The 25,357-nt window shown below is 72.7% G+C and carries 23 protein-coding genes; 14 read left to right on the top strand and 9 right to left on the bottom strand.

Annotated features, from left to right (window positions below):
* Window positions 1-132: 132 nt before the first annotated feature.
* Window positions 133-924, bottom strand: coding sequence for a VOC family protein (locus tag ACFYMU_RS15870; protein WP_388373109.1), 792 nt, complete (start codon window positions 922-924; stop codon window positions 133-135).
* 326 nt (window positions 925-1,250) lie between these two features.
* On the opposite strand from ACFYMU_RS15870, the gene ACFYMU_RS15865 reads away from it, so the two are divergent.
* Together ACFYMU_RS15865 and ACFYMU_RS15860 are read left to right on the top strand one after the other, a co-directional pair.
* The gene (locus ACFYMU_RS15865; RefSeq protein ID WP_388373107.1) at window positions 1,251-1,502 is read left to right on the top strand and encodes a WhiB family transcriptional regulator; all 252 of its coding nucleotides are present in this window, start codon (window positions 1,251-1,253) and stop codon (window positions 1,500-1,502) included.
* Window positions 1,503-1,612: 110 nt separating this feature from the next.
* Complete coding sequence (locus ACFYMU_RS15860; protein WP_388373106.1) at window positions 1,613-1,828, top strand: hypothetical protein; 216 nt, start codon at window positions 1,613-1,615, stop codon at window positions 1,826-1,828.
* A gap of 213 nt (window positions 1,829-2,041) precedes the next feature.
* Here the strand turns inward: ACFYMU_RS15860 and ACFYMU_RS15855 are convergent, their stop codons facing one another.
* The 3 genes from ACFYMU_RS15855 to ACFYMU_RS15845 form a co-directional block, all read right to left on the bottom strand.
* A complete protein-coding gene (locus tag ACFYMU_RS15855) occupies window positions 2,042-3,016 on the bottom strand; it encodes an acyl-ACP desaturase (protein ID WP_388373104.1) in 975 nt (324 codons plus the stop codon).
* A gap of 244 nt (window positions 3,017-3,260) precedes the next feature.
* Window positions 3,261-4,037 (bottom strand): dimethylargininase, encoded by a 777-nt coding sequence (ddaH, locus tag ACFYMU_RS15850; RefSeq protein WP_388373102.1) that lies wholly within the window; start codon window positions 4,035-4,037, stop codon window positions 3,261-3,263.
* A gap of 209 nt (window positions 4,038-4,246) precedes the next feature.
* Window positions 4,247-5,881 (bottom strand): ABC-F family ATP-binding cassette domain-containing protein, encoded by a 1,635-nt coding sequence (locus ACFYMU_RS15845; RefSeq protein WP_388373100.1) that lies wholly within the window; start codon window positions 5,879-5,881, stop codon window positions 4,247-4,249.
* Window positions 5,882-6,220: 339 nt separating this feature from the next.
* Here ACFYMU_RS15845 and ACFYMU_RS15840 point away from each other — a divergent pair, with 339 nt between their 5' ends.
* The gene (locus ACFYMU_RS15840) at window positions 6,221-6,898 is read left to right on the top strand and encodes a GPP34 family phosphoprotein (RefSeq protein ID WP_388373098.1); all 678 of its coding nucleotides are present in this window, start codon (window positions 6,221-6,223) and stop codon (window positions 6,896-6,898) included.
* 215 nt (window positions 6,899-7,113) lie between these two features.
* On the opposite strand, the gene ACFYMU_RS15835 is transcribed toward ACFYMU_RS15840, so the two are convergent.
* Window positions 7,114-7,530 carry an SsgA family sporulation/cell division regulator gene (locus ACFYMU_RS15835; protein WP_388373514.1) on the bottom strand — a complete coding sequence of 139 codons (417 nt, stop codon included), beginning with the start codon at window positions 7,528-7,530 and terminating at the stop codon, window positions 7,114-7,116.
* Between the two features lie 314 nt (window positions 7,531-7,844).
* Here ACFYMU_RS15835 and ACFYMU_RS15830 point away from each other — a divergent pair, with 314 nt between their 5' ends.
* From ACFYMU_RS15830 to mmpA, 4 genes are all read left to right on the top strand, one after another.
* Window positions 7,845-8,921, top strand: a complete 1,077-nt coding sequence (locus ACFYMU_RS15830) for a WD40/YVTN/BNR-like repeat-containing protein (RefSeq protein WP_388373096.1) — start codon at window positions 7,845-7,847, stop codon at window positions 8,919-8,921.
* 98 nt (window positions 8,922-9,019) lie between these two features.
* Window positions 9,020-9,346 (top strand): plasmid stabilization protein, encoded by a 327-nt coding sequence (locus ACFYMU_RS15825; protein WP_388373094.1) that lies wholly within the window; start codon window positions 9,020-9,022, stop codon window positions 9,344-9,346.
* 34 nt (window positions 9,347-9,380) lie between these two features.
* Window positions 9,381-10,088 carry an endonuclease V gene (locus ACFYMU_RS15820; protein ID WP_388373092.1) on the top strand — a complete coding sequence of 236 codons (708 nt, stop codon included), beginning with the start codon at window positions 9,381-9,383 and terminating at the stop codon, window positions 10,086-10,088.
* A 126-nt stretch (window positions 10,089-10,214) separates the two neighbouring features.
* Entirely contained in the window at window positions 10,215-10,352 is a 138-nt protein-coding gene (gene mmpA, locus ACFYMU_RS15815) for a morphogenic membrane protein MmpA (protein ID WP_388373090.1), read from the top strand.
* A gap of 52 nt (window positions 10,353-10,404) precedes the next feature.
* On the opposite strand, the gene ACFYMU_RS15810 is transcribed toward mmpA, so the two are convergent.
* A complete protein-coding gene (locus tag ACFYMU_RS15810; protein ID WP_388373088.1) occupies window positions 10,405-11,580 on the bottom strand; it encodes a saccharopine dehydrogenase family protein in 1,176 nt (391 codons plus the stop codon).
* A 243-nt stretch (window positions 11,581-11,823) separates the two neighbouring features.
* On the opposite strand from ACFYMU_RS15810, the gene ACFYMU_RS15805 reads away from it, so the two are divergent.
* The 4 genes from ACFYMU_RS15805 (at window position 11,824) to ACFYMU_RS15790 (ending at window position 17,661) form a co-directional block, all read left to right on the top strand.
* Complete coding sequence (locus ACFYMU_RS15805; protein ID WP_388373086.1) at window positions 11,824-12,960, top strand: CaiB/BaiF CoA transferase family protein; 1,137 nt, start codon at window positions 11,824-11,826, stop codon at window positions 12,958-12,960.
* Window positions 12,961-13,069: 109 nt separating this feature from the next.
* On the top strand, window positions 13,070-14,212 hold the full coding sequence (locus ACFYMU_RS15800) for an acyl-CoA dehydrogenase family protein (protein WP_388373084.1): 1,143 nt from the start codon (window positions 13,070-13,072) through the stop codon (window positions 14,210-14,212).
* Window positions 14,213-14,233: 21 nt separating this feature from the next.
* Window positions 14,234-15,448, top strand: a complete 1,215-nt coding sequence (locus ACFYMU_RS15795) for an acetyl-CoA C-acetyltransferase (protein WP_388373082.1) — start codon at window positions 14,234-14,236, stop codon at window positions 15,446-15,448.
* Between the two features lie 32 nt (window positions 15,449-15,480).
* A complete protein-coding gene (locus tag ACFYMU_RS15790) occupies window positions 15,481-17,661 on the top strand; it encodes a 3-hydroxyacyl-CoA dehydrogenase NAD-binding domain-containing protein (RefSeq protein WP_388373080.1) in 2,181 nt (726 codons plus the stop codon).
* A gap of 119 nt (window positions 17,662-17,780) precedes the next feature.
* On the opposite strand, the gene ACFYMU_RS15785 is transcribed toward ACFYMU_RS15790, so the two are convergent.
* Entirely contained in the window at window positions 17,781-18,494 is a 714-nt protein-coding gene (locus ACFYMU_RS15785; protein ID WP_388373078.1) for a MerR family transcriptional regulator, read from the bottom strand.
* A 105-nt stretch (window positions 18,495-18,599) separates the two neighbouring features.
* Between ACFYMU_RS15785 and ACFYMU_RS15780 the strand changes: the two genes are divergently transcribed.
* Window positions 18,600-19,517, top strand: coding sequence for an adenosine kinase (locus tag ACFYMU_RS15780; RefSeq protein ID WP_388373076.1), 918 nt, complete (start codon window positions 18,600-18,602; stop codon window positions 19,515-19,517).
* A gap of 43 nt (window positions 19,518-19,560) precedes the next feature.
* On the opposite strand, the gene ACFYMU_RS15775 is transcribed toward ACFYMU_RS15780, so the two are convergent.
* Window positions 19,561-21,054, bottom strand: a complete 1,494-nt coding sequence (locus ACFYMU_RS15775; protein WP_388373074.1) for a M1 family metallopeptidase — start codon at window positions 21,052-21,054, stop codon at window positions 19,561-19,563.
* 205 nt (window positions 21,055-21,259) lie between these two features.
* Between ACFYMU_RS15775 and ACFYMU_RS15770 the strand changes: the two genes are divergently transcribed.
* Window positions 21,260-23,200 (top strand): Xaa-Pro dipeptidyl-peptidase, encoded by a 1,941-nt coding sequence (locus ACFYMU_RS15770; RefSeq protein ID WP_388373072.1) that lies wholly within the window; start codon window positions 21,260-21,262, stop codon window positions 23,198-23,200.
* A 49-nt stretch (window positions 23,201-23,249) separates the two neighbouring features.
* On the opposite strand, the gene ACFYMU_RS15765 is transcribed toward ACFYMU_RS15770, so the two are convergent.
* Window positions 23,250-24,188: an FAD-dependent oxidoreductase gene (locus tag ACFYMU_RS15765; RefSeq protein WP_388373513.1), complete on the bottom strand. Its 939-nt coding sequence runs from the start codon at window positions 24,186-24,188 to the stop codon at window positions 23,250-23,252.
* A 90-nt stretch (window positions 24,189-24,278) separates the two neighbouring features.
* On the opposite strand from ACFYMU_RS15765, the gene ACFYMU_RS15760 reads away from it, so the two are divergent.
* Window positions 24,279-25,298, top strand: coding sequence for an oxidoreductase (locus ACFYMU_RS15760; protein WP_388373070.1), 1,020 nt, complete (start codon window positions 24,279-24,281; stop codon window positions 25,296-25,298).
* Window positions 25,299-25,357 lie beyond the last annotated feature (59 nt).

Genomic DNA, 25,357 nt, shown 5'->3' with positions numbered 1-25,357 from the left:
AAGGTCCGTGCCCGCGGGCTCCTGCGGTGTTCCACACTGTCTCCAGGGGAAGTTGAGGCGTCAAGGGTTATGACTGAGAGCGCTCTCAGGAATTCTCGGCCTTCAAGAGATGAAGGACGGCTCCCTCAAGCGTCAGTCCTGCCGCGGGGCGCTCCTGAGCACCGCGAAGCGCGCTCCGTAGGGGTCGGCGAGTCTGGCGACGCGGCCCACGCCCTCGAGGTCCGTCGGCGGCATCCGGAGGCTGCCGCCGAGCTCCTGTGCCCGGCTCACCGTGGCGTCCGTGTCCGTGACGTCGAAGTACGGCAACCAGTGGGCGGCGGACCGCGCCTCCGTGGGATCGTCGGCCAGGGGCACCAGTCCGCCGAACATGGAGTCGGCGCCCGCTCCCTCGGGGTTGACGCAGGTGTAGGTGCCGCCGGGGAAGGGCACCCCTTCGGTCTCCCAGCCGAGCACCCGGTGGTAGAAGGCGGCGGCACGGGCGATGTCCAGCGTGTGCAGCTCGACCCAGCACAGCGAGCCGGGGGCGCCGGCCACCTCGATGCCCGAGGTCCGGCCCGGCTGCCAGATGCCGAACGGCACGCCGGCCGGGTCGGCGAGGACGGCCATGTGGCCTTCTCCCATCACGTCCATGGGCCGGACGAGCACGCTGCCGCCGGCCTGCTCGGCCGCCTTCGCGGTGGCCTGCGCGTCGGGGCTCTGGAAGTAGACGGTCCAGGACGGCGGGCCCTGCTCGGGGGTGGTCCGCATGACGCCGGCAGCGGTCTCGCCGGAGAGCTGGAAGAAGCCGTAGCCGCCCGCCTCGGGGCCCGCCGACCGGAACCGCCAGCCGAAGAGACCGCCGTAGAAGGAGAGGGCGCCGTCGAGGTCGGAGGTGCCGACATCCAGCCAGTTCGGGGCGCCGTTGACGAAACGGGTGGTGAGCATGAGTGCCCTCCTCGAAGGTTCCCGTTGCCTGCAGTGCCGAGTCTCGCACCGCCCACTGCCAGGCGCCGCCGGAGCGGCACGACCGGGCCGAGTGACGTTCGGAGCAAGCGGATCCGGCTTCTCGCGGGCCGCCGCGCGCCGCCGTGCGTCCCCCGGTCGCCGGGGGCATCATCGAGAGTCGTACGACACGACGGCCGTACGACACGACGGCCGTACGACACGACGGCCGTACGGCACGGCGGTACGGGGCCACCGGAGGGGCGCGGCGGGCGAGCCGTTGATCCCGCGTTGATCGAACGTTTGTCGCCGCTCGGCACGATTCGGCCATGCACAGAGAAGCGATCACTGCGTCCGACATCGCCTGGCAGGAGCAGGCGCTGTGCGCGCAGACGGGGGCCGACTTCTTCTTTCCCGAGCCGGGCAGCTCGGTACGGGAGGCCAAGCGCATCTGCGGACTCTGCGGGATCCGTTCCGCATGTCTCGCCTACGCCCTGGAGAACGACGAACGGTTCGGCGTCTGGGGCGGGCTGTCCGAGAAGGAGCGGATGAACCTGCGGCGTACGCAGGGGTGCCGATGAGCGGGTGACCGCCTCCGGGCTCGTCCCGGAGCTGTCCCCGGGAGGTACGAGGGCCGGTCGTGGCCGTCCGCCCGGATGCGCCCCGCGGCCCGGGGGACGATGCTGGAGTCATGACCGGACGGGCCCCTGTCATCGTTCATCCGCCGTCGGGCACCGGCGGCCGCCGGGTCACGGCGCGCGGGGAGAGCCTGGGCGTGGCGTTCTCCGACGAGGACGTGATCGAGTTCCTCGGCCGGGCGGGACTGCCCGATGCCGAGGACCTGCTCGACGATCCGGCGTGGGTGAAGTGGCGCGGCGCGGACGCGCACCACTACGAGGCCGCGTAGGAGCTTCCCGGTGGCCGGGCGGGTGCCGCGGCGCCCCCGGCACGGCCGGACCGCCCACTGCGGTTCGCCCCGCTGGCCCGCCGCCCAGCCGCCCCGTCGGGCCGCCGTGCACCGCCGTGCCGCCCCCCGGGAGCCCGGCGCGACACCGTGGGAACCGGTGCGGCCACGGCCCCCGGCGGAGGGTGCGACGGAGGGTATGACGACGGCCCCGGACTACGCGCCGATCCGTGCCGCCATCCTGGCCTTGCGTGCCGCCAGCTTCTCGTCGAACTTCGCGGCCTCGGCGTCCAGCCCGCCCAGGAACCGGCCCAGTTCCTCCTGCGCCCGCCGGCCGTCGGGGCCGAGGCCGTCGATCTCCATGATCTTCAGGAAGCGGAGCACCGGCTGGAGCACGTCGTCGTGGTGGATCCGCAGGTTGTAGACCTCCCCGATCGCCATCTGGGCGGCCGCGCGCTCGAAGCCGGGAATGCCGTGACCTGGCATCCGGAAGTTCACCACGACGTCCCGGACGGCCTGCATGGTCACGTCGGGCGCGAGCTCGAACGCCGCCTTCAGCAGGTTCCGGTAGAACACCATGTGCAGGTTCTCGTCGGTCGCGATGCGGGCCAGCATCCGGTCGCAGACGGGATCGCCGGACTGGTGCCCGGTGTTGCGGTGCGAGATGCGGGTGGCCAGTTCCTGGAAGGAGACGTACGCCACGGAGTGCAGCATCGAGTGCCGGTTGTCCGACTCGAAGCCCTCGCTCATGTGGGCCATGCGGAACTGCTCCAGCCGGTCGGGGTCGACCGCGCGCGAGGCGAGCAGGTAGTCGCGCATCACGATGCCGTGCCGGCCCTCCTCGGCGGTCCAGCGGTGCACCCAGGTGCCCCAGGCGCCGTCACGGCCGAAGAGGGTGGCGATCTCGTGGTGGTAGCTGGGGAGGTTGTCCTCGGTCAGCAGGTTCACGACCAGTGCGGTCCGGCCGATCTCGGTGACCTTGGACTGGTTCTTCTCCCATGCCTCCCCGTCCTCGAAGAGGCCCGGGAAGTTGCGGCCGTCGCTCCAGGGGACGTACTCGTGCGGCATCCAGTCCTTGGCGACCGCCAGATGCCGGTTCAGCTCCGTCTCGACCACTTCTTCCAGCGCGCACAGCAGCCGCGTGTCGGTCCAGACGGAGGGGCTGCCGAGATGGGGAGAGGTGATCGTCACGGGAACTCCAGGGAGACGGCGAGGCAAGAGCGGGTGGCCGGCGAGCGGTGCCGGAAACTTACGGGATCGTAGGCTACGAAACCGTAGGTTACGAAGCCGTAGGTTAAGCGCGCTGTAAAGGCCGCTGATCAGCGGATGCCTGCCGGGAGCGGGGACGCGGCCGTACCGGTCGCCGGGATGCCGGTGATCCCGTGGATTCCGTGGATTCCGAGGTTCGGGACCGCGGGAGGAACGGTTCGGCGGATCAGGCGTACAACTCCCGCAGACGCACCGAGAGGCATGTCACACAGCCCTCGAGCTTCTCGAACTCGCCGATGTCCACCAGGACCGGTTCGTGCCCGAGGTCGGCGAGCAGCTCCGCCGTCTTCGGCGCACTGGCCGCCATGAGCAGTTTGCCGCCGCCCAGCAGCACGACGTGCGAGCCGGACTCCTCCGGCACCGGCAGGAAGCGGGGGAACAACGCGGGCTTGTCCACGAGCGGCACATGGCCGATGACCGTGCCGTCGGGCAGCGCGGTGACGGCCGACTTCAGGTGCAGCACCTTGGTGACGGGCACGGACACCACACGGGCGCCCAGCGGTTCGAAGACCGCGCGCACCTGCTGGACGGCGGCCGGGTTGGTGCGCCCGCTGCGGCCCACGTAGATCGTGTCGTCGATCTTCAGGACGTCGCCGCCGTCGAGCGTGCCCGGCTCCCAGATCCAGTTGACCGAACAGCCCAGCCGCGCCACGGCCTCCTCGACGCCCCCGGTCTCCTCGCGCCGCGACTCCGCGCCCGGCCGCGCGATGAGGGCGACGTTCTTGTACATCACCACGGTGTCCTCGACGAACACCGAGTCGGGGCAGTCGTCGGCCGGATCCACCTCGATCGTCTCCCAGCCGTGCGCACGCAGTGCCTCTGCGTACGCTTCCCACTGTTCGAGCGCGAGATCGACGTCGACCTTCTCGCGCTCGATGTGCGTCACCAGCCCCTCGGCGAGGCGTGGACTCGGACGGCGGATGAGGGCCTTCTTGCTGGGCACGTGGGACTCCGTCTCGGCTGATGCTGTCGCCCGCCATCATGCAGGGCCGATGCGCGCGGACAAAGCCCCGGGTTCGGGCTCCTTCCCGGGGACGGCCGGGCGCGGCTCGCCCACGGCGCCCCGTGCGCCGGACCACCCGTACGCCCGGGCGGTCCGGCACCTGCCACGGCGCGGGCCTGTCGCCGCGTCCCGTCCCTCGACGGCAGGGCCTACCGGGCGGCGGGACCGCCGAGGGCATCAGGTGTGGTCTCCCGGAACCCGCCGTCCAGCAGCAGCCAGCGCGTGACCCCGATCGACTCCAGGAAGGGCAGGTCGTGGCCGGCCACGATCAGCGCGCCCTGGTACGACTCCAGGGCCGTGACGAGCTGCCGCACACTCGCCAGGTCGAGGTTGTTCGTCGGTTCGTCCAGCATCAGCAACTGCGGCGCCGGCTCCGCGAGCATCAGCGCGGCCAGGGCGGCGCGGAAGCGTTCGCCGCCCGACAGCGTCCCGGCCGGCTGGTCGGCCCGCGCGCCACGGAACAGGAAGCGGGCCAGACGCGCCCGGATCCGGTTGTTGGTGGCTCCCGGGGCGAACCGGGCCACGTTCTCCGCGACCGTGAGGCCGTCGTCGAGGACGTCCAGCCGCTGTGGCAGGAAACGCAGCGGCACGTGCGCCGTGACCTCGCCCGCCACCGGCTCCAGCTCGCCCGCGATCGTGCGCAGCAGCGTGGTCTTGCCCGCGCCGTTGCGTCCGACGAGCGCGATCCGCTCCGGGCCGTGCACGTCGAAGCCGCCCTCGAGGCGGGCACCGTACGTCAGCCGCAGGTCCCGCAGCGTCAGGACGGACCGACCCGGCGGCACCGCCGTGTGGGGCAGGTCGACACGGATCTCGTCGTCGTCCCGTACCGCCTCGACCGCCTCGTCGAGTCGCTCCCTCGCCTCGGCGAGCCGCTCCTCGTGCAGGATGCGGTGCTTGCCCGCGGACTCCTGGGCCGCACGTTTCCGCCCGCCCATGACGATCTTCGGTTCGCGCCTGCTGTCCCACATCTTCTGGCCGTACCGCTTGCGGCGGGCCAACTTGACCTGGGCTTCGGCCAGCTCGCGCTTCTGCCTGCGCAGGTCGGACTCGGCGACGCGCACCATGCGCTCGGCCGCCTCCTGCTCGACGCCCAGGGCCTCCTCGTACGCGGAGAAGGTGCCGCCGAACCAGGTGACCTCCCCGGCGCGCAGATCCGCGACCTGGTCGACCAGATCGAGGAGTTCACGGTCATGGCTGACCACGACCATCACGCCCGTCCATGCCTCGACCGCCGCGTACAGCCGCCGGCGGGCGTACAGGTCGAGATTGTTGGTCGGCTCGTCCAGCAGCAGCACGTCCGGGCGCCGCAGCAGCAGCGCGGCCAGCCGCAGCAGGACGGACTCGCCGCCGGAGACCTCGCCGATCGTGCGGTCCAGACCGATGTGGCCCAGGCCCAGTTCGCCGAGCATCGCCTCGGCGCGCTCCTCCACGTCCCAGTCGTCGCCGACGGCCGCGAAGTGCTCCTCGGCCGCGTCGCCCGCCTCGATGGCGTGCAGCGCGGCGCGCCGCGCGGCGATGCCGAGCGCCTCGTCGACCCGCAGGGTGGTGTCGAGCGTGATGTTCTGCGGCAGGTAGCCGATCTCGCCGTGGACGTGCACGGTGCCGTCGGACGGGGTGAGTTCACCCGCGATCAGTTTCAGCAGGGTGGACTTTCCCGCTCCGTTGACGCCGACGAGGCCGGTCCTGCCGGAGCCGAAGGCGATCTGGAGGCCGTCGAAGACACGGGTGCCGTCGGGCCAGGAGAAGGACAGGGACGTACAGGTGAGGGAAGGTGAAGGTGACATGCGGGCCTCGCGACTGCTCGGAACGGGCGGGGGCGACGCGTAGGAGACACCGCAGAGGGCGACGGTCCGCTGGGAGGACGGGTCCTGCACCGGGGGACGGCTCGAATGCCGAGGTCGCACGCAACGCACACGGACGCGAACAGCGCCGTGTGACGCGGTGTCTCAAGACCTCAGACGAGCAACGTCCTTCTCCCCTCGGCGGCGACAGAACCGCTGTACACCGTAGGAAGGGGCCCGAGGGGTGTCAACGCATTAACGTGGTCGGCGGCCGGGGCGTGTCCGCGGCCGCCGAGGCGAGCCCGGACCGGCCGAGCACGCCCGACCGTGCAAGGAGACCCCGTGCCCGACGGCTCCCCCTCGCTGGCCGCGCTGCTCTATCTGCTGGCCTGGGACACCACCAGGCTCAGGCTGAGCGGCGCGGCCCGGCTCGCGCACCTGGTGCGGGCCGGCGCGCTCACCGAACTGGCCCAGCGCGGGCTGCTCGTCGACGTGGACGGCGTCGCCACCCCGGCGGACCCCGACGCCCGCACCGGCGACCCCGTACTCGACGGTCTTCTGGAACTGGTCGAGGAGTCCCGGCCCCGCCGCTGGAAGACCTGGGTCACCCTGCGCGCCGGCGTCACCCTCGACGCCGTCCGCGCCCAGCTCACCGCGGGCGGCTGGCTGCGGACCGGGAAGAAGCGGATGCTCGGGGTCTTCCCGTCCGTGGAGTACGAGCTGGAGCGGGTGCCGCAGGTGGAGGCGCTGCAGCGGGAGGTGCGGCAGGTGATCGAGGGCCCGGTGCCCGTCACGGAGGTCTCCGACCGCGACGCCGCCCTCGCGGCCCTGGCCGCGGCGGCCGAACTGGGCACGGTCGTGACCGCCGCCGACCGCAAGCGCCACAAGGAGCGCATCGAGGCGCTGACGGAGCGCGGCGGCGCCGCCGCACCGGCGCTGCGGAAGGTCGTCCACGAGGTGCGCACGGCCGTGGTCGTCGCGGCGACGGCCGGCGGGGCGGGGGCGACGGCCGGCAGCTGACGCCGACGGTGCGGAGAGGGCCGCCTCCGCCTCACGCACCGGCCGGATGTCCGCCGGCCGGCGCCCGGCGCACGCCGGCCGAGGAGGCCGGCGCCTCCGCCGTCGCCACGACCGGCGCCGGGTCAGCCCACGGGGGGCTCAACGGGCTGCCGGGCGCCGCACGTCACCCCCTGCGGGGCGCGTCCGGCCGCCGAGCGGCCGCGTCCGGCCGGCCTTCAGCAGGCGTCCCGGATCAACTCGGCCAGGTCGCGGTCGAGGTCCACGTGCAGATGCTCCACACCGACGGGCACCAGCTCCGTGGTCCGCTCCAGGAAGCGCCGGACCTCGTCGGAGTGGACGTGCACCACGGCCGTGCCCTCCGGGGCGTGGAACTCCAGGACGGTGCGGTCGTAGCCGTACGGCCGCACCCGCACGTCGCCGTGGCCCTCCGGGCCCTCCAGGCCCGCCGTGAGCAACTCGCGGGCGAACGTCCAGCAGACCTCCACGCCTTCCAGGGTGGCCGGGGCCGGGAAGGTCATGCGGACGGCGAACGGGTCGCGCCGGTCGTAGTGGAGCATGGCCGGAATGCGCGGCATCCGCGGCGCGGCGGCGACGAGGCGGGCCTCCACGGGCTGCTCGATGACGGTGGACAACGCCTTGCTCCCTTGCGACGGCTGGACGGGCTGGGTGCGGATGCGGCCGGGCACTTGAAGAGACGATGGATCGAGCCAATCCGTGCACATGAAACTCGAGTGACCTCTGTCACCGAGACCATGTCTACGGGCGATCCGCGGTGACGGGCGGCCCCGTCCCGGGATCACCGGGATCACCGGGATCACCGGGATCACCGGGATCACCGGGATCACCGGGACACCGAGGAGGACACCGGGAACGGGCGTACGGTTCCCGGGCGAGGCCGTCTGGACGGCATCGGGGGAGTGGGCTAGCTTCGCGCGCCATGACGGGCATGGAGAACACGAGACGTACGGCTCGGACGGTCGCCGCGGGTCTGTGCGCGGCGGCGCTCCTCGCGCTGCCGGCGCCCGCGCAGGCCCACGGGCCGCAGCGGCCGGTGCCGCACTGGCAGATCAAGGACAGCGGCACGGACGTACGCTTCCGTGGTCTGTCGGCGGTCGGCCGGGACACCGCGTGGCTGGCCGGATCCAAGGGCACCGTGTTGCGCACCACCGACGCCGGCGCCCACTGGCGGGACGTCTCCCCGCCGGGCGCCGCGGACCTGGAGCTGCGCGACGTCGAGGCGTTCGACGCGCGGCACGCGGTGGTCCTGGCCGTCGGCGAGGGCGAGGCGTCCCGGGTGCTGCGCACCGACGACGGGGGCGCCACCTGGACCGAGGCGTTCCGCAACACCGACGCCAGGGCCTTCTACGACTGCCTCGCGTTCTTCGACCGGCGCCACGGTCTCGCGGTGAGCGACCCGGTCGACGGCCGGTTCCGCATCCTGTCCACCGGCGACGGCGGCCGCACCTGGACCGTCCTGCCCGGCGAGGGGATGCCCGCCGCCCAGGACGGCGAGGCCGGCTTCGCGGCCGGCGGCCAGTGCCTGGTCGCCTCGGGCCCGCACGACGTGTGGCTCGCCACCGGCGGCGGCGCACGCGCGCGTGTGCTGCACTCCGCCGACCGCGGACTGACCTGGACCGCCTCCGACACGCCGGTTCCGGCGGGCGATCCGGCGCGGGGCGTGTTCGCCGTCGCCTTCCGCGACCGCACGCACGGTCTCGCGGTCGGCGGGGACTACCGCGCCGGCCTGCCGTCACCCCGGGCCGCGGCGGTCAGCGGGAACGGCGGCCGCACCTGGGCGCCCGCCGCATCGCCCCCGCCCGCCTACCGTTCCGGGGTCACCTGGCTGCCGGGCAGCCGCACCGCCGCGCTCGCCGTCGGCCCCACCGGCACGGATCTGACCACGGACGGCGGCCGCACCTGGAGGACCGTCGACACGGGCTCGTACGACACCGTGGACTGCGCCCCCGACCGTGGGTGCTGGGCAGCCGGGGAACAGGGGCGCGTGGCGCGCCTGGAGCCCTGAGACCTGCGGCCGCGGGGCGACGTCGCGCACGCCGGCACGGTGATCCCGGTCAGAACGGGTACTCGACGGTCCCGCACCCCGAAAGGAAGTGACCGGCCATGCCACGCGGCTCCAGCCCGAAGCGGGAACGCCAGTACGAGCACATCAAGGAGAGCGCCCTCGACCGCGGAGAGGGCAAGCAGCGCGCCGAGGAGATCGCCGCGCGGACCGTGAACAAGGAGCGCGCCCGCTCCGGCGAGTCCAAGACCGCGAGCCGCACGTCCACGCAGGACATGTCGTCCGGCAAGCGGGGCGGCCAGCGCTCGGGGAAGGGCGCGCAGGGGCCCACGTACGACCAGCTGTACGAGGAGGCGAAGCGGCGCAACATCCGCGGCCGCTCGGACATGAACAAGAGCGAACTGCGGCGCGCGCTGGGCGGTAAGTGACGGCGGACCGCGGGGTCGTACGCTCGACATCGCCATGACGACCGTACACATCCCCGCGGGCTGGCCCGCGACCGAAGACGAAGCCCGCGCCGTGCAGGACGAGTTGCGCGGCAGGGTCATCCTCGACGAACCGGGGCCGCCGCCCGGGACCGGCACCGTGACGGGGGTCGACGTCGCCTACGACGACGAACGGGGCGTGGTCGCGGCGGCAGCCGTCGCACTGGACGCGGCCACGCTCGGCCGGATCGCCGAGGCCACCGCCGTCGGAGAGGTCTCCTTCCCCTACGTGCCCGGTTTGCTGGCCTTCCGTGAGATCCCCACCGTGCTGGCCGCCCTGGCGGCCCTGGACCGCGACCCGGGCCTGGTCGTCTGCGACGGCTACGGCCTCGCCCACCCGCGCCGGTTCGGTCTCGCCTGCCACCTCGGCGTCCTCACCGGGCTGCCCACCATCGGTGTCGCCAAGAACCCCTTCACCTCCACCTACCAGGAGCCCGACGCGCCGCGCGGCAGCAGCAGTCCCCTGCTCGCGGAGGGCGAGGAGGTCGGCCGGGCCCTGCGCACCCGGGCGGGCGTCAAGCCGGTCTTCGTCTCCGTGGGCCACCGGGTCGGCATCGACAACGCCTGCGCGCACACCCTCGCGCTCGCCCCGAAGTACCGCATCCCCGAGACCACGCGGCACGCCGACGCCCTGTGCCGGCTGGCCCTGCGGGCCGCCGTCGGCCGGACGGGCACCCCGGGCTGACCCGGCGCCCGACGTCCCGTCCCGGGGTGCCCGGGCCCGCTGAGGCCCGCTGAGCACCCGTACTGAGTACCCGTACTGAGTACCCGTACGGATGTGGCGGTGGCGTCGCATCGGCAGGCTGGGCCCATGACGACGCACCGTTCCGCCAAGGCCATGAGCAACCCCGCCCAGCCCGTCGAGCGCGCCGTGACGGCCGCGCTCCTGCTCGCCGTGATCGCCAGGCTCGCCTGGATCGGCGGGATGATCTACACCGTCCTGGGGTGACGGTTCCGGTGGCCCGGCGGGCGACGTTCGCCGTGTCGGGGCACCGGGAGCCCTACCGCAGGGCGGCCACCCGGAAGGTGATGCCGGCCGCGCGGAGGCGCTCGATGAGCGCGTTGCCCATCGCCTGTGCCGTGGTGACCTGGCCGGACGTGTGCGGCAGATCGTCGAGGGCGAGGGACAGGGCCGACTCGGCGAACATCTTCGCCGTCTCGTCGTACCCCGGGTCACCGCCCGAGACCTCCGTGAACACCCGCCGGCCGCCGCCCTCGCCCACGAACCGCACCGTGAACCAGCTCTTCGCCCGCTTCTCGGGTCCCGGCCCCTCCCCGGGCCTGAGCCGGTCCGACAGCCATCGCCGCGCGGGTGGCACCTGTGCTGCCGTGAACAGCGCGCCGACGGCCGCGACCCCTCCCAGGGCGTACGGCAGGGTCTCGACCGCCGCGTAGTGCCGGTAGCGGAAGTCGGGGCCGTAGCGCTCCAGCACCCGCGCCGACCGGCGTACCACCTGCGGGTCGATGGTGGGCAGCGGCAGCGCCCAGGTCCCCACCTCCGCCGCGTACCTGGGCGCGCCGAGCGGCGCCCGCGCCCGCCGCCCCAGCAGCCGGGGCTCGTGGCGGGTGCGGTCGCGGGCCGCGGCCATCATCTGCGGGCCGCGCGCGAACTGGCCGAGCGCGGAGGCGAACGTGCCGCCCGAGAACATCGCCCGCGAACGGACGTATCCGTCGACCGTGAGCGGCACCCCTTCGGGCAACTGCTGCACGGTGAAGTACACCCCCAGGTCATGGGGCACCGAGTCGAAGCCGCAGGAGTGCACGAGCCGTGCCCCCGTCTCCCGCGCGCGGGCGTCGTGCCGCACGTACATGAGGTCCACGAATTCGGGTTCGCCGGTCAGGTCCAGGTAGTCGGTGCCCGCGTCGGCGCAGGCGGCCACCAGTTCCTCGCCGTACTTCAGATAGGGCCCGACGGTGGTGGCCAGCACGCGCCCCTGGTGGGCGAGGGCGGCCAGCGACTCCGGGTCCCGGGCGTCCGCCCGGAGCAGGCCGGGCCGGTTACCGCCCGCGAGCCGTTCCCGCAGCCGCTCCAGCTTCCGGGGGCTGCGGCCCGCGATCGCCCAGCGCAGTCCCTCGGGCGCGTGCGCGGCGAGGTAGTGCGCGGTCAGCGCGCCCACGAAACCGGTGGCCCCGAAGAGCACGATGTCGTACGCGCGATCCGCTCTCAGCCTGTCCATGACACCTCTCCGCCCAGCGCCGTTGCCGGGCCCGAGGCTAGCGCGAGGCGGCGGCCGACGGGCGGTGAGGTCGGCGTGGCAGCACCCGGCCACCCCCGCTCCCCCCCTTTGTCTGTGGTATGAGACGGTTTGACGGCGGGAATTCGACTAAGCGCTTGCTCGTTCGGGTCTTGCCCGCGCTGCAACCTGTTCTTAACATCACTGATGTCACATCAGTTGTGTCACAGAGAGCTTGGGGGCTTGATGACAGGTCCAGGGACGCCGGGGCGCGGCCCGCTCGCCGGCGTGCGCGTCATCGAGCTTGCGGGCATCGGGCCCGGCCCGTTCGCCGCGATGCTCCTTGCCGACCTGGGCGCCGACGTGGTGCGCGTGGACCGGCCGGACGCCTCGGGGCTCGCCATCGATCCGGAGTACGACGTCACCAACCGCAACAAGCGCTCGGTCGTCGTCGACCTGAAGGCCCAGGACGGCCCGGCCCGCGTCCTGGACCTGGTCGAGCGTGCCGACATCCTCGTCGAGGGCTACCGCCCCGGCGTCGCGGAACGCCTCGGCGTCGGCCCCGAGAGCTGTCATGCCCGCAACCCGAGACTCGTGTACGGCCGCATGACCGGCTGGGGCCAGGAGGGTCCGCTCGCCCCGCGCGCCGGACACGACATCGCGTACATCGCACCCACCGGCACGCTCGGCCTGATCGGTGACCCCGACGCGCCGCCCGCGATCCCCGCCAACCTCGTCGGCGACTTCGCGGGCGGCTCGCTCTACCTGGTCGTCGGCGTCCTCGCCGCCCTCCACCACGCGCGGGGGACGGGCACCGGACAGGTCGTGGACGCGGCCATCGTCGACGGCGCGGCGCACCTGGCCTCGATGATCCACGGCATGCTCGCCGCCGGCAGCTGGCAGGACCGGCGGGGCGCCAACCTCCTGGACGGCGGCTGCCCCTTCTACGGCACCTACGAGACGGCCGACGGCCGGTACATGGCGGTCGGCGCCCTGGAGCGGCAGTTCTTCGAGGAGTTCGTGGAGCTGCTGGGCATCGGGCACCTGGCCCCGGCCCGCAAGGACGTCGCCCGCTGGGCGGAACTGCGCGAGGCGGTCGCGGCCCGCTTCAGGACGCGCACACGGGACGAGTGGACCGCCGTCTTCGAGGGCACCGACGCGTGCGTCGCGCCCGTCCTCTCGCTCCGCGAGGCCCCGGCACACCCCCACCTCGCCGCCCGCGGCACGTTCGTCGACCACGGCGGCATCACCCAGCCGGCGCCGGCGCCGCGTTTCTCGGGCACCCGCACGTCGGTACGCAGCGGACCCGCGCAGCCCGGCGCCGACACCGCCGACGTCGCACGGGACTGGGACGTGCCCCGGCTCCTCGAGGACGGTGCCTGATGAAGCCGCCGACCCCGGCCGGCCGCGAGCACGCGGCGCCGGGGACCACCGCGCCGCGGCCCGCGGTCCGAAAGCGTCGAGAACCGGCTCCCAGGAGGGCGTGCACGACATGAAGCGGCAGATCTTCACCGCCGACCACGAGGCGTTCCGCGAGACGGTGCGCACCTTCCTCGCCAAGGAGGTGCTGCCGCACTACGAGCAGTGGGAGAAGGACGGCATCGCCACCCGCGACGCCTGGCGGGCGGCCGGGAAGCAGGGCCTGCTCGGGCTCGCCGTGCCGGAGGAGTACGGCGGCGGCGGCACCCCCGACTTCCGCTACAGCGCGGTCCTCGTGGAGGAGTTCACCCGTGCGGGGGCCTCCGGGCTCGCGCTCGGGCTGCACAACGACATCATCGGGCCCTATCTGACGGGTCTCGCCACCGAGGAGCAGAAGCGGCGCTGGCTGCCCGGCTTCTGCGACGGCTCGATCATCACCGCCATCGCCATGACCGAGCCGGGCGCGGGCTCCGACCTCCAGGGCATCAGGACCCGTGCCGAGGACAGGGGCGACCACTGGCTGCTCAACGGCTCCAAGACCTTCATCTCCAACGGGATCCTCGCCGACCTGGTGATCGTCGTGGCCCGGACGACCCCCGAGGGCGGGGCGCACGGGCTGTCGCTGCTCGTCGTCGAGCGGGGCATGGAAGGCTTCGAACGCGGGCGCAATCTGGACAAGATCGGCCAGAAGGCGCAGGACACGGCCGAGCTGTTCTTCCACGACGTGCGCGTCCCCAAGGAGAACCTGCTCGGCGAGCTCAACGGCGCCTTCGTGCACCTGATGACGAACCTCGCCCAGGAGCGGCTGAACATCGCCGTAGCCGGGATCGCCGCCGCCGAGCACCTGCTGGAGATCACCACCGAGTACGTCAAGGAGCGCGAGGCGTTCGGAAGGCCCCTCGCCAGACTCCAGCACATCCGCTTCGAGATAGCCGAGATGGCGACCGAGTGCGCCGTCACCCGCGCCTTCCTCGACCGCTGCGTCACCGACCACACGAACGGCGAACTCGACGCGGTGCACGCCTCCATGGCCAAGTGGTGGGCGACCGAACTGCAGAAGCGGGTCGCGGACCGCTGCCTGCAACTGCACGGCGGCTACGGCTACATGACGGAGCACCGCGTCGCCAGGGCCTTCACCGACGGCCGCATCCAGACCATCTACGGCGGGACCACCGAGATCATGAAGGAGATCATCGGTCGTTCCCTGCTCGGCTGACCCTCCCCGAAAGGCTTACCAGTGACCACCGAAGCGTACGTGTACGACGCGATCCGCACCCCGCGCGGGCGCGGCAAGGCCGGCGGCGCCCTGCACGGCACCAAGCCCATCGACCTCGTGGTGGGACTCATCCACGAGATGCGGCGGCGGTTCCCGGACCTCGACCCGGCCGCGATCGACGACATCGTCCTCGGCGTCGTCGGGCCGGTCGGTGACCAGGGCTCCGACATCGCCCGCATCGCCGCGATCGCCGCCGGTCTGCCCGACACGGTGGCCGGCGTCCAGGAGAACCGCTTCTGTGCGTCCGGTCTCGAGGCGGTCAACCTGGCCGCCGCCAAGGTCCGCTCCGGCTGGGAGGACCTGGTGCTCGCGGGCGGCGTCGAGTCGATGTCGCGGGTCCCCATGGCCTCGGACGGCGGCGCCTGGTTCGCCGACCCGATGACCAACATGGACACCAACTTCGTGCCGCAGGGCATCGGCGCCGACCTGATCGCCACGATCGAGGGCTTCTCCCGCAGGGACGTCGACGAGTACGCGGCGCTGTCCCAGGAGCGGGCCGCGACCGCCTGGAAGGAAGGCCGCTTCGACAAGTCCGTGGTGCCCGTGAAGGACCGCAGCGGACTCGTCGTCCTGGACCACGACGAGCACATGCGGCCCGGTACCACCGCCGACTCGCTCGCCAGGCTCAAGCCGTCCTTCGCGGACATCGGCGACCTGGGCGGCTTCGACGCCGTGGCGCTGCAGAAGTACCACTGGATCGAGCAGATCGACCATGTGCACCACGCGGGCAACTCCTCCGGCATCGTCGACGGGGCGTCGCTCGTCGCCATCGGCTCCAAGGAGGTCGGCGAGCGCTACGGACTGCGGCCGCGGGCCCGGATCGTGGCGGGCGCGGTGTCCGGCTCCGAGCCGACCATCATGCTGACCGGACCGGCTCCCGCGACGCGCAAGGCGCTCGCCAAGGCCGGGCTGACGATCGACGACATCGACCTGGTCGAGATCAACGAAGCGTTCGCCGCGGTCGTCCTGCGCTTCGCGAAGGACATGGGGCTGCCGCTCGACAAGATCAACGTCAACGGCGGCGCCATCGCGCTGGGTCACCCGCTCGGCGCGACCGGTGCGATGATCCTCGGCACACTGGTGGACGAGCTGGAGCGGCAGGACAAGCGGTACGGGCTGGCCACGCTGTGCGTGGGCGGCGGCATGGGCATCGCCACCGTCGTCGAGCGCCTCTGACCTTCCCCAACGGATCCTACGGAGCACCCCTGATGAGCACTGAGTCCACGACCATCCGCTGGGAGCAGGACGACACCGGCATCGTCACCCTCGTTCTCGACGACCCCAACCAGTCCGCGAACACCATGAACCAGGCGTTCAAGGAGTCCATCGCGGCGATCGCCGAGCGCGCCGAGGCCGAGAAGGACTCCATCCGCGGCGTCATCTACACCTCCGCCAAGAAGACGTTCTTCGCGGGCGGAGACCTGAAGGACATGATGAAGGCCGGCCCCGAGGACGCCCAGCAGGCGTTCGAGACGGGTGTGGCGATCAAGAACTCCCTGCGCCGCATCGAGACCCTCGGCAAGCCGGTCGTCGCCGCCATCAACGGGGCGGCCCTGGGCGGCGGCTACGAGATCGCGCTCGCCTGCCACCACCGCATCGCCCTCGACGCCCCCGGCTCCAAGATCGGCCTTCCGGAGGTCACGCTCGGCCTGCTCCCCGCGGGCGGCGGCGTCACCCGCACCGTACGCCTGATGGGCATCGCCGACGCCCTGCTGAAGGTGCTCCTCCAGGGCACCCAGTACTCGCCGCGGCGTGCCCAGGAGAACGGCCTGGTGCACGAGCTGGCCGCCACCCGCGAGGAGATGCTGGACAAGGCCCGCGCCTTCATCGACGCCAACCCGGTCTCGCAGCAGCCCTGGGACAAGCCGGGCTACCGGATCCCGGGCGGTACGCCGTCCAACCCGAAGTTCGCCGCCAACCTGCCCGCCTTCCCGGCCAACCTGAGGAAGCAGCTGGGCGGCGCGCCCTACCCCGCCCCGCGCAACATCCTCGCGGCGGCCGTGGAGGGCTCCCAGGTCGACTTCGAGACCGCCCTGACCATCGAGGCCCGCTACTTCACCGAGCTGGTCACCGGCCAGACGGCGAAGAACATGATCCAGGCGTTCTTCTTCGACCTCCAGGCCGTCAACTCCGGCGCCAACCGGCCCAAGGGGGTCGAGCCGCGCCAGGTCCGCAAGGTCGCCGTCCTCGGCGCCGGGATGATGGGCGCGGGCATCGCCTACTCGTGCGCCCGCGCGGGCATCGAGGTCGTCCTCAAGGACGTGTCCGCCCAGGCGGCCGCCAAGGGGAAGAACTACTCCGAGAAGCTGTGTGCCAAGGCGGTCGCGAAGGGGCGTACGACCCAGGAGAAGGCGGACGCGCTGCTCGCCCGCATCACCCCCACCGCGGAGGCCGCCGACCTCGCGGGCTGCGACGCCGTGATCGAGGCCGTCTTCGAGGACCCGGCGCTCAAGCACAAGGTGTTCCAGGAGATCGAGCACATCGTCGAGCCCGACGCGCTGCTGTGCTCCAACACCTCCACCCTGCCGATCAGCGTGCTCGCCGAGGGTGTGGAGCGGCAGGCCGACTTCATCGGCCTGCACTTCTTCTCGCCCGTCGACAAGATGCCGCTCGTCGAGATCATCAAGGGGGAGCGGACCGGCGAGGAGGCCCTGGCGCGCGCCTTTGACCTGGTCCGGCAGATCAACAAGACGCCGATCGTCGTCAACGACTCGCGCGGCTTCTTCACCTCGCGGGTCATCGGCCACTTCATCAACGAGGGCGTCGCGATGGTGGGCGAGGGCATCGAGCCCGCGTCCGTGGAGCAGGCGGCCGCGCAGGCGGGCTACCCCGCCAAGGTGCTCTCCCTCATGGACGAGCTGACGCTCACCCTGCCCCGCAAGATCCGCAACGAGACCAGGCGGGCCGTCGAGGAGGCGGGCGGCACCTGGACCACGCATCCGGCCGAGGCCGTCATCGACCGCATGGTCGACGAGTTCGGCCGCACCGGGCGCAGCGGCGGCGCGGGCTTCTACGAGTACGGCGAGGACGGCAGGCGCGGCCGGCTGTGGCCGGGCCTGCGCGAGCACTTCACCAAGCCGGGCCACGAGATCCCCTTCGAGGACATGCAGGAGCGCATGCTGTTCTCCGAGGCGCTGGACACCGTCCGGCTGCTGGAGGAGGGCGTGCTCACGTCCGTCGCCGACGCCAACATCGGCTCGATCTTCGGGATCGGCTTCCCGGGCTGGACCGGTGGCGTCCTGCAGTACATCAACGGCTACGAGGGCGGCCTTCCCGGGTTCGTGGCCCGCGCGCGGGAACTCGCCGAGCGGTACGGCGAGCGGTTCACGCCGCCCGCGTTGCTGGTGGAGAAGGCGGAGAAGGGCGAGCGGTTCACCGACGCGCGCTGACGCCTCGCGCGGGTACCCGCGGCGGTCTCTCGAGCACCGCTGCGGGTACCCGGCCGGTCCGGGACTCCGGTGCGGGTACCCGGCCGGTCCGGGAACTCCGGTGCGGGTACCCCGCCGGGTCAGGACTCCGGTGCGGGCCGTGCGTCCGTCAGCCACTCCCGCAGCTCCTGCTTCAAGGAGCGCTGGAACGTGGTGAGCAGGGCCTGGACCACCAGGGGATGCATGTGCGCGGACAGGGACTTCACGGCCGTGGCGTCGCGTTCGGCCACCGCGTCCCGGAACAGCTGCGACAACTCGCGGGCCGCCGCGCGCGAGTGCTCGATGAGGACGTCGCGCGCGGCGAGGATCGACTCCAGGGCCAGGGGCACGTCGAGGAGCTGGACGCCGAGCCGCAGCAGGCCCGGATCCACACGGAACGCCCCCTCCCGGCGCACCACCACGTTCATCGCGCCCAGCCGCTCCAGATCCTCCTCGCCGAGCGGCCGCCCCGCGTGCCGCTCCAGCTCCTCGTGCGTCATGGTCCGCGCCGCGTCCGGCGCCCAGGACGCCACGACGGCGCGGTGCAGGGCGAGCTCCCGGGCGCTCAGGTCCGCCGGCAGCTGCTGCAGATGGCGCTCGATCGCGGCCAGCGTCATGCCCTGGTGCTGCAACTCCTCGATGAGCGCCAGCCGGGCCAGGTGCTCGGGCCCGTAGTGACCCACCCTCCGGGGGCCGATCACGGGCGGCGGGAGCAGACCCCTGCTGCTGTAGAAGCGGACGGTGCGGACCGTGACGCCGGCCCGCGCGGCCAACTCGTCGACGGTGAGCGTCGGCTCCTCGGTCTCGGTCGTCATGTTCAGCAGTATCGCTGTCTCACCAGTAGTGTGAAACCTCATCGGCGCCCGTCGGACGAGGCGCGGGGCGCCGGCGACGGTGCACGGCCACGGGGAGGAGCCGGGATGAGCGGCGACATCGACGTCCTCGTACTGGGAGGAGCGGGCGTCGACACCGTCGTGTACGTCCCCGAGCTGCCCCTGCCGTACGCCGACAGCTACATGATCCGGTCGGGGATCAGCACCAGGGCCGGGCAGACCGGCGACTTCGTGGCACTCGGCCTGAGCGCCCTGGGCCTGCGCACACACCACCTCGACATGATCGGCGACGACCCCGAGGGCGCCCTCGTCCGCGCGCTGCACCGCGACCGCGGCATCCCGTTCACCGCGGTGCCGCAGCCCGCCGGCACCAAGCGGGCCGTGAACCTCGTCGGCCCGGACGGCAGACGGCTGTCCCTGTACGACACGACCCGCTCCCGGGAGACGGACCGGCTGCCCGATCCGGTGGTCCGGTCCCTGGCCCGGGCGAGCCGCCACGTCCACGTCGCCATCACCCACCCGTGCGCCCACGCGCTGCCCGCGCTGCGCGGGACCGGCGTGAGCGTGTCGACCGACCTCCACGACTGGGACGGTGCGAACCCCTACCACGAGCCGTTCGCGTACGCGGCGGACGTCGTCTTCCTGTCCGCGGCCGCGCTCGCCGACCCGGAGCGCACCATGCGCCGCATCGCCGGGCGGGGCCGGGCCCAGACGGTCGTCGCCACGGCCGGGGCCGAGGGCGCGTACCTCCTGGTCGACGGCGAGCTGACCCGGGTACCGCCCGTCACGCCGCCCGCCCCGGTGGTGGACTCCAACGGGGCGGGCGACGCCTTCGCCGCCGGTTTCCTCTTCGGCCGCCTGCGCGGCGAGCCACCGCCGCGCTGCGCCCTGTACGGCGCGGTGGCAGGGGCGCACGCCTGCACGGTGCCGTCCACGGAGGCGGACGCGATCGGCCGCGAGGAACTGCTCGCCCGGGCGGCCGGGGCGGAGGCCGACCTCTGCTGACGTGACGTCAGGGACCGGCCGTCAGGCCGGCGGTCCGGGGGGATCAGCCCCCGTGCACGTCGTTCGTCGCCGCGATCTGCTTCCAGGACCTCGGCCGGGTCACGGCGGCGGACGTCCGCGCGAGGGACACGGCACGGGCCGCGGACACCGCGGGCTTGGACGGCTGGAACAGCCAGGTGTCGAAGAGCGCGCCCAGCGGTTTCCCGGACACCTTCTCCGCGTACGTGCGGAAGTCCGCGACCGAGGCGTTGCCGTAGGCGTGCTCCTTCGGCCAGCCCTTCAGGACGGCGAAGAACGCGTCGTCGCCGACCTCGTTGCGCAGCGCCTGGACGGCGAGCGCGCCCCGGTCGTAGACCGCGATGTCGAACTGGTCGTCCGGGCCCGGGTCACCCGGCGCGACCGTCCAGAACGGGTCGTCGGCCGGGTGCGAGGCGTACACGTAGTCGGCCAGTTCCTGCGTGGTGCCCTCACCCTCGTGCTCGGACCACAGCCATTGCGCGTACCGGGCGAAGCCCTCGTTGATCCAGATGTCCTTCCAGCCCTTGAGCGACACGTCGTCGCCGTACCACTGGTGTGCCAGCTCGTGCACGACGACGGACGTGTTGGAGCCGTTCGCGAACTGCTTCGGGCTGTAGTACACGCGGGTCTGGGTCTCCAGCGCGTACCCCGTGGTCGTGTCGGGCACGTACCCGCCGGCCGAGCTGAAGGGGTACGGCCCGAAGTAGCCGGTCAGCCAGTCGACGAGTTCCCCGGTCCGCTCCACACTCGCCCGGGCCGCCCCGTCGTTGTCGCCGAGGTCCTTGCTGTAGGCGTTGATCACCGGCACGCCGCCCTCCGAGGTGCCGGTCGTGATGTCGAACCGCCCGATCGCGAGCGTGGCGAGGTACGTCGCCTGCGGCTTGCCGGACCGCCAGGCGTAGCGGGTCCAGCCGAGCCTGGACGTCGTCGACTGCAGCGTGCCGTTGGAGATCGCCTGGGTACCGTCCGGCACGGCCACCGACACGTCGTAGGTCGCCTTGTCGCTCGGGTGGTCGTTGCTGGGGAACCACCACCACGCCGACTCGGGCTCGTCCGCCGCGACCGCGCCGTCCGGGGTGCGGTGCCAGGTGGTGAAGCCGTACGCGCTCTTCGTGGACGGCACCCCCGAGTAGCGGACCACGACGGTGACCGGCGTGCCCTTCCGCAGCGGGGCGGCGGGAGTGATCTCCAGCTCGTGCTGACCGGACGTGGCGAAGGCCGCCTTCGCGCCGTTCACCCGCACCTCGCTGACGTCCAGCAGGAAGTCCAGGTCGAAGCGGGAGAGATCCTGCGTGGCGGTGGCCAGGACGGTCGCCGTGCCCTCCAGTTCGTCCGTCCGCGGCTGGTACTTCAGCCGCAGGTCGTAGTGCGAGACGTCGTATCCGCCGTTGCCGTAGTACGGGTAGTAGGGGTCGCCGACACCCGGGGCACCGGGCTGGTAGGCGGCGGCCGATGCCGGGATCGCCAGCATCAGGGAGGCCGCCGCGAGCGCACCCGGGGCGATGAGCCTGCGATGCACGAGAACTCCAAGTCGTAGGGGCACGAGGTCCGTTCGGAGCCTATTCAGACCCGGTGACCCCGGGCGTGTCCATGGCCACCGCCGTCACACGATCGCCATCCGGCCGACAGGGGCGCGGCCGTCCGGCGGCGCCCGGTCCGCCGTTCCGGGCGCCCCGTCAGATGCCCTCTTCTGCGGCGGAGTTGACCCCTGTAGCGTCCCGTGCATGCCGACACGCACGCGCTTCACGACCTGGAGACCGCTCGCGGCGGCGGCCACGGCCGCACTCCTGGCCGCCTTCCTCACCCCGGCGGCCGCCCACGGGGCGCCACGGGAGAGCCGGCCCGTCTACTCGTACGAGAACGCCCTGCGCGAAGCCGTCTGGGTGGACACCGGCCTCGACGGTGACGGCGACGGGCTGAGAGACCGGGTGGCCGTCGACATCGTCCGGCCGCGCGAACCCGCCGCCCAGGGCCGGAAGATACCCGTGATCATGGACGCCAGCCCGTACTACTCCTGCTGCGGGCGCGGCAACGAGAGCCAGACGAAGACCTACGACGCCAGCGGCCGCATCGTGCGGATGCCCCTGTTCTACGACAACTACTTCGTGCCCCGCGGCTACGCGTTCGTCGGCGTCGACCTGGCCGGAACCAGTCGCTCCGACGGCTGTGTGGACGTCGGCGGCCGCTCCGACATCCAGTCGGCCAAGGCCGTGATCGACTGGCTGAACGGCCGGGCCGACGGCTACACCACCCGGACCGGGACCGTGCGGGCCAGGGCCACCTGGACCGACGGCACCACCGGCATGATCGGCAAGAGCTGGGACGGCACCATCGCCAACGGCGTCGCCGCCACCGGCGTCGAGGGCCTGAAGACCATCGTGCCGATCAGCGCCATCTCCTCCTGGTACGACTACTACTTCGCCAAGGGCGCCCCGCTGTACGACTCCGGGCCCGACTGGCTCTCCGACTACGTCGACAGCCCGGACGCCCGCGCCCACTGCGCCGCCGTACAGCGCCGGCTCGTCGACGGAGCGCCGCGCACCGGTGACTGGACACCGCTGTGGACCGGGCGCGACTACGTGAAGGACGCGCGCAAGGTCCGGGCGAGCGTCTTCCTCGTGCACGGCATGCAGGACCTCAATGTGCGCACCAAGCACCTCGGCCAGTGGTGGGACGCGCTCGCGAAGCACGGCGTAGAGCGCAAGATCTGGCTCTCCCAGACCGGTCATGTCGATCCCTTCGACTACCGGCGCGGGGAGTGGGTGGACACCCTGCACCGCTGGTTCGACCACGAACTCCTCGGCTACGACAACGGCATCGACCGCGAGCCCATGGCCGACATCGAACGCCACCCGGACCAGTGGGTGACGTCCGCCCTCTGGCCGCCGAGGGCCACGGCGGCGACGACGCTGCGTCCCGGCCGGGGCGCCCGGGCCGGCGTGGGCACCCTGGGCCTCCGCCCTCACCGCGGCACGGAGACCTTCACCGACGACCCGGGGCTGAGCGAGACCGACTGGGCCGCGCACGCGGACGTGCCCACCGCGGACAAGGCCGGGTTCCTCACCCCGCCCCTGACGAGGGACCTGCGGGTGTCGGGCTCCTCCAGGGTGACCCTCACCGTCACCCCGTCCACCTCTTCCGCCCATCTCTCCGCCGTGCTGGCCGACCTCGGCCCGGACACCGTCCGCGACTACGCCGACTCCGGCGAGGGCATCACCACGCTCACGGACCGCACCTGCTGGGGCGCGAGCACGGCCGGTGACAGCGCCTGCTACAAGGTCACCCGGGCGAAGACGGCCGACGTCGCGTCCACGGTCTTCAGCCGCGGCTGGGCCGACCTCGGACACCACGCCTCGGACGGGAAGGGCGTCCCGCTCACCCCGGGCACGGCGTACACGATCACGCTCGACCTGGCCGCCACCGACCATGTCGTCCCGAAGGGCCACCGGCTCGCGCTGATCATCGCGGGTACCGACAAGGACCTCATCGATCCTCCGCCGAGCACCCCCACCCTGACGGTCGGCCTGGCCCGCACGGCGGCCCGGGTGCCGTTCGTCGGAGGGGCCGCCGCGTTCGCGCGGGCCGTCGCCGGGGCCGCCACCGCACCCGGGGCCACCCGCCTCGACGGTGTGCGGACCCCGGGCACCGTCCACCGGGTTCCCTGACCCGGGGACGACGCGGCACCCGCCGGGACCGACCCGGCGGTGCGGCCGCTCAGGCGGCCGGGCGCGCCAGCCCGGCCGCCTCGCGCGCGCAGCCCCACGCCACCGTGATCCCCGCCCCGCCGTGCCCGTAGTTGTGCACCAGGACTCCGCCGCCGGCCAGCGGTACCCGCTCCAGCCGGACGGCGTCCCGGACCGGCCGCAGCCCCACCCGGTGGCTCAGCACCCGGGCGCCCGCTATCTCCGGCCGTACCGCCGCGCACCGCGCCACGATCTCCTCGGCCGTCCGCGGATCGGGCGTCAGCGACCAGACGTCCTCCTCGGCGGTGCCGCCCAGGATCAGCCCGTCGGGCTGCGGGAAGAAGTACGTGCTCACATCCACCGTGTGGTCCACCGACGTCAGCCAGGTGGTGATCCCGGGGTTCTCCACCACGACGAGCTGACCGCGCACCGGACGCACCAGCGGGTCCGGGACCAGTTCGCGGGCGGCCAGGCCCGTGCAGTTGACCACGACGGGCGCCTGAGCGGCCGGTTCCGCCAGATCCGCGACGGTCCGCTCCTCGATCCGCCCGCCGGCCCGCAGCAGCCGTTCACCGAGCCACGGCAGGTAGGTGCCCATGTCGACCAGGGGGAGCCGGGCCCACAGACCCGTCCCGGCGTACTCGGCGTCCGTCGAGGCCCTGAGGCCCTCGATCTCCGACGCCCACGGCCCGAGGTCGTCCAGCCGCGTCTCCCCGTGCACCCCCTCGACCATGCGTACGCCCGTCTCCTCGGGCCGCAGTGCCAGCTCCTCGTACACGGCAAGGGAGTCCAGGGCCCATGGGCCCGCCAGGGACTCCGGTTCGATCCGGTACGGCCACCACAGCGCTCCCGCGACCGCCGAGGTCGTCCGCCCGGCGGGCTCGCGCGACCACACCCGGACGCGCCGACCGCTCTCCGCCAGGACGATCGCCGTCGTCAGCCCGATGACGCCGCCGCCCACCACGATCACATCAGCGCTCTGGTCTCTCTCCACCCGGGGACGGTAGCGGAATGTCGGCTGCCGTGCTCACATCACTGCGGGTGTGGGAATACTCACAGCATGTCTGCCGCGTACGCGACCTTCGGCCTGGCACCGGCGATGCGTGCCGGTGGCCTCCTCGCCAACGGTGACTACCAACTGCACCGCGACTTCCTGGACTTCGTCGTCGACGGGCGCCCCCTGCTGCTCCGGCTCTCCGACCTGGACGCAGTGTCCCCGCTCGCCTCCGACATACCGCCCGCCATCTTCACCGCGCAGGTGCGCAGCCTCCTGCTGGAGGCCGACGCCCCGCTGGAGGGCGGCCGCTACGTCCTCTACGGCTGCCCGGACTGCCAGGACCTGGCCTGCGGGGCCGTCACCGCGGTCATCGAGCGGGACGGCGACGACGTCGTGTGGCGGGACTTCGCCTGGCAGACCGACGAGCAGGTGGACCTGGAATTCGACGGCTACCACGGGATGGGGCCGTTCCGCTTCCGGGGCGAGGAGTACCGCCGTGCCCTCGACGCGCTGCTCGACGGCGGCTCGGCCGGGCGGCGACGGGTCCTGCTGATCGGGGCGCGCGTCGCCGCCCTCGCCAAGCTCGCCGCCGCACTGCGCACCATCGGCGTCGGGGCGGAGATCGCACAGGACACCACCGACGTGCCCGACGACGAACTGCGCACCTACGGCGCGGTGGTCTTCGGCCGGGCGGTCGGCGCGCGGGAGCGTGCCGCCGTACGGCGGGCCTTCACGCACGCCGGCGTCGACGTGGCGTACATCGACGGGCTCGCACCGATCATTCCCCTCCTCGTCTCCCAGATCGAGCACGCCCTGGACCGCGGCTCCGCACACCGGCACCGCCTCACCCGCCTGACCGCCTCCGACGGCGCGGCGCACATCGAGGTCACCTCCGCCTGCCGGGTCCGCGTCACCACCTACCGTCGAGACCGCCTGCACCGCCTCCACACCCACGAGATCCTCGACGAGGTCCTGGGGCCGGGCCGCCATCGCGTCGCCCTCGATCCCGGAGCGGCGAAGGAATCCGCCTTCGTGGTGGCCAGGACGTCGGGGAGCGTGCTGGTGGCCGAGGTGGCGCACTGAGCGCCCGGCCGGGCCCGTCCGGTCCGCCGGGCCCGCGCCGCGCTCGTTAGGATCGGCGG

Source organism: Streptomyces sp. NPDC007264, assembly GCF_042869095.1.
Lineage (GTDB): Bacteria > Actinomycetota > Actinomycetes > Streptomycetales > Streptomycetaceae > Streptomyces.
This window is presented reverse-complemented; position numbering and strand designations above follow the sequence as displayed.

Excerpts from the sequence above, each read along its gene's own strand:
- ACFYMU_RS15790 (WP_388373080.1), top strand. The coding sequence starts at position 15,481 with ATGAGCACTGAGTCCACGACCATCCGCTGGGAGCAGGACGACACCGGC.
- ACFYMU_RS15870 (WP_388373109.1), bottom strand. The coding sequence starts at position 924 with ATGCTCACCACCCGTTTCGTCAACGGCGCCCCGAACTGGCTGGATGTC.
- ACFYMU_RS15820 (WP_388373092.1), top strand. The coding sequence starts at position 9,381 with ATGACGACCGTACACATCCCCGCGGGCTGGCCCGCGACCGAAGACGAA.
- ACFYMU_RS15830 (WP_388373096.1), top strand. The coding sequence starts at position 7,845 with ATGGAGAACACGAGACGTACGGCTCGGACGGTCGCCGCGGGTCTGTGC.
- ACFYMU_RS15810 (WP_388373088.1), bottom strand. The coding sequence starts at position 11,580 with ATGGACAGGCTGAGAGCGGATCGCGCGTACGACATCGTGCTCTTCGGG.
- ACFYMU_RS15800 (WP_388373084.1), top strand. The coding sequence starts at position 13,070 with ATGAAGCGGCAGATCTTCACCGCCGACCACGAGGCGTTCCGCGAGACG.
- ACFYMU_RS15780 (WP_388373076.1), top strand. The coding sequence starts at position 18,600 with ATGAGCGGCGACATCGACGTCCTCGTACTGGGAGGAGCGGGCGTCGAC.
- ACFYMU_RS15805 (WP_388373086.1), top strand. The coding sequence starts at position 11,824 with ATGACAGGTCCAGGGACGCCGGGGCGCGGCCCGCTCGCCGGCGTGCGC.
- mmpA (WP_388373090.1), top strand. The coding sequence starts at position 10,215 with ATGACGACGCACCGTTCCGCCAAGGCCATGAGCAACCCCGCCCAGCCC.
- ACFYMU_RS15785 (WP_388373078.1), bottom strand. The coding sequence starts at position 18,494 with ATGACGACCGAGACCGAGGAGCCGACGCTCACCGTCGACGAGTTGGCC.
- ACFYMU_RS15845 (WP_388373100.1), bottom strand. The coding sequence starts at position 5,881 with ATGTCACCTTCACCTTCCCTCACCTGTACGTCCCTGTCCTTCTCCTGG.
- ACFYMU_RS15825 (WP_388373094.1), top strand. The coding sequence starts at position 9,020 with ATGCCACGCGGCTCCAGCCCGAAGCGGGAACGCCAGTACGAGCACATC.
- ACFYMU_RS15865 (WP_388373107.1), top strand. The coding sequence starts at position 1,251 with ATGCACAGAGAAGCGATCACTGCGTCCGACATCGCCTGGCAGGAGCAG.
- ACFYMU_RS15760 (WP_388373070.1), top strand. The coding sequence starts at position 24,279 with ATGTCTGCCGCGTACGCGACCTTCGGCCTGGCACCGGCGATGCGTGCC.
- ACFYMU_RS15770 (WP_388373072.1), top strand. The coding sequence starts at position 21,260 with ATGCCGACACGCACGCGCTTCACGACCTGGAGACCGCTCGCGGCGGCG.
- ACFYMU_RS15860 (WP_388373106.1), top strand. The coding sequence starts at position 1,613 with ATGACCGGACGGGCCCCTGTCATCGTTCATCCGCCGTCGGGCACCGGC.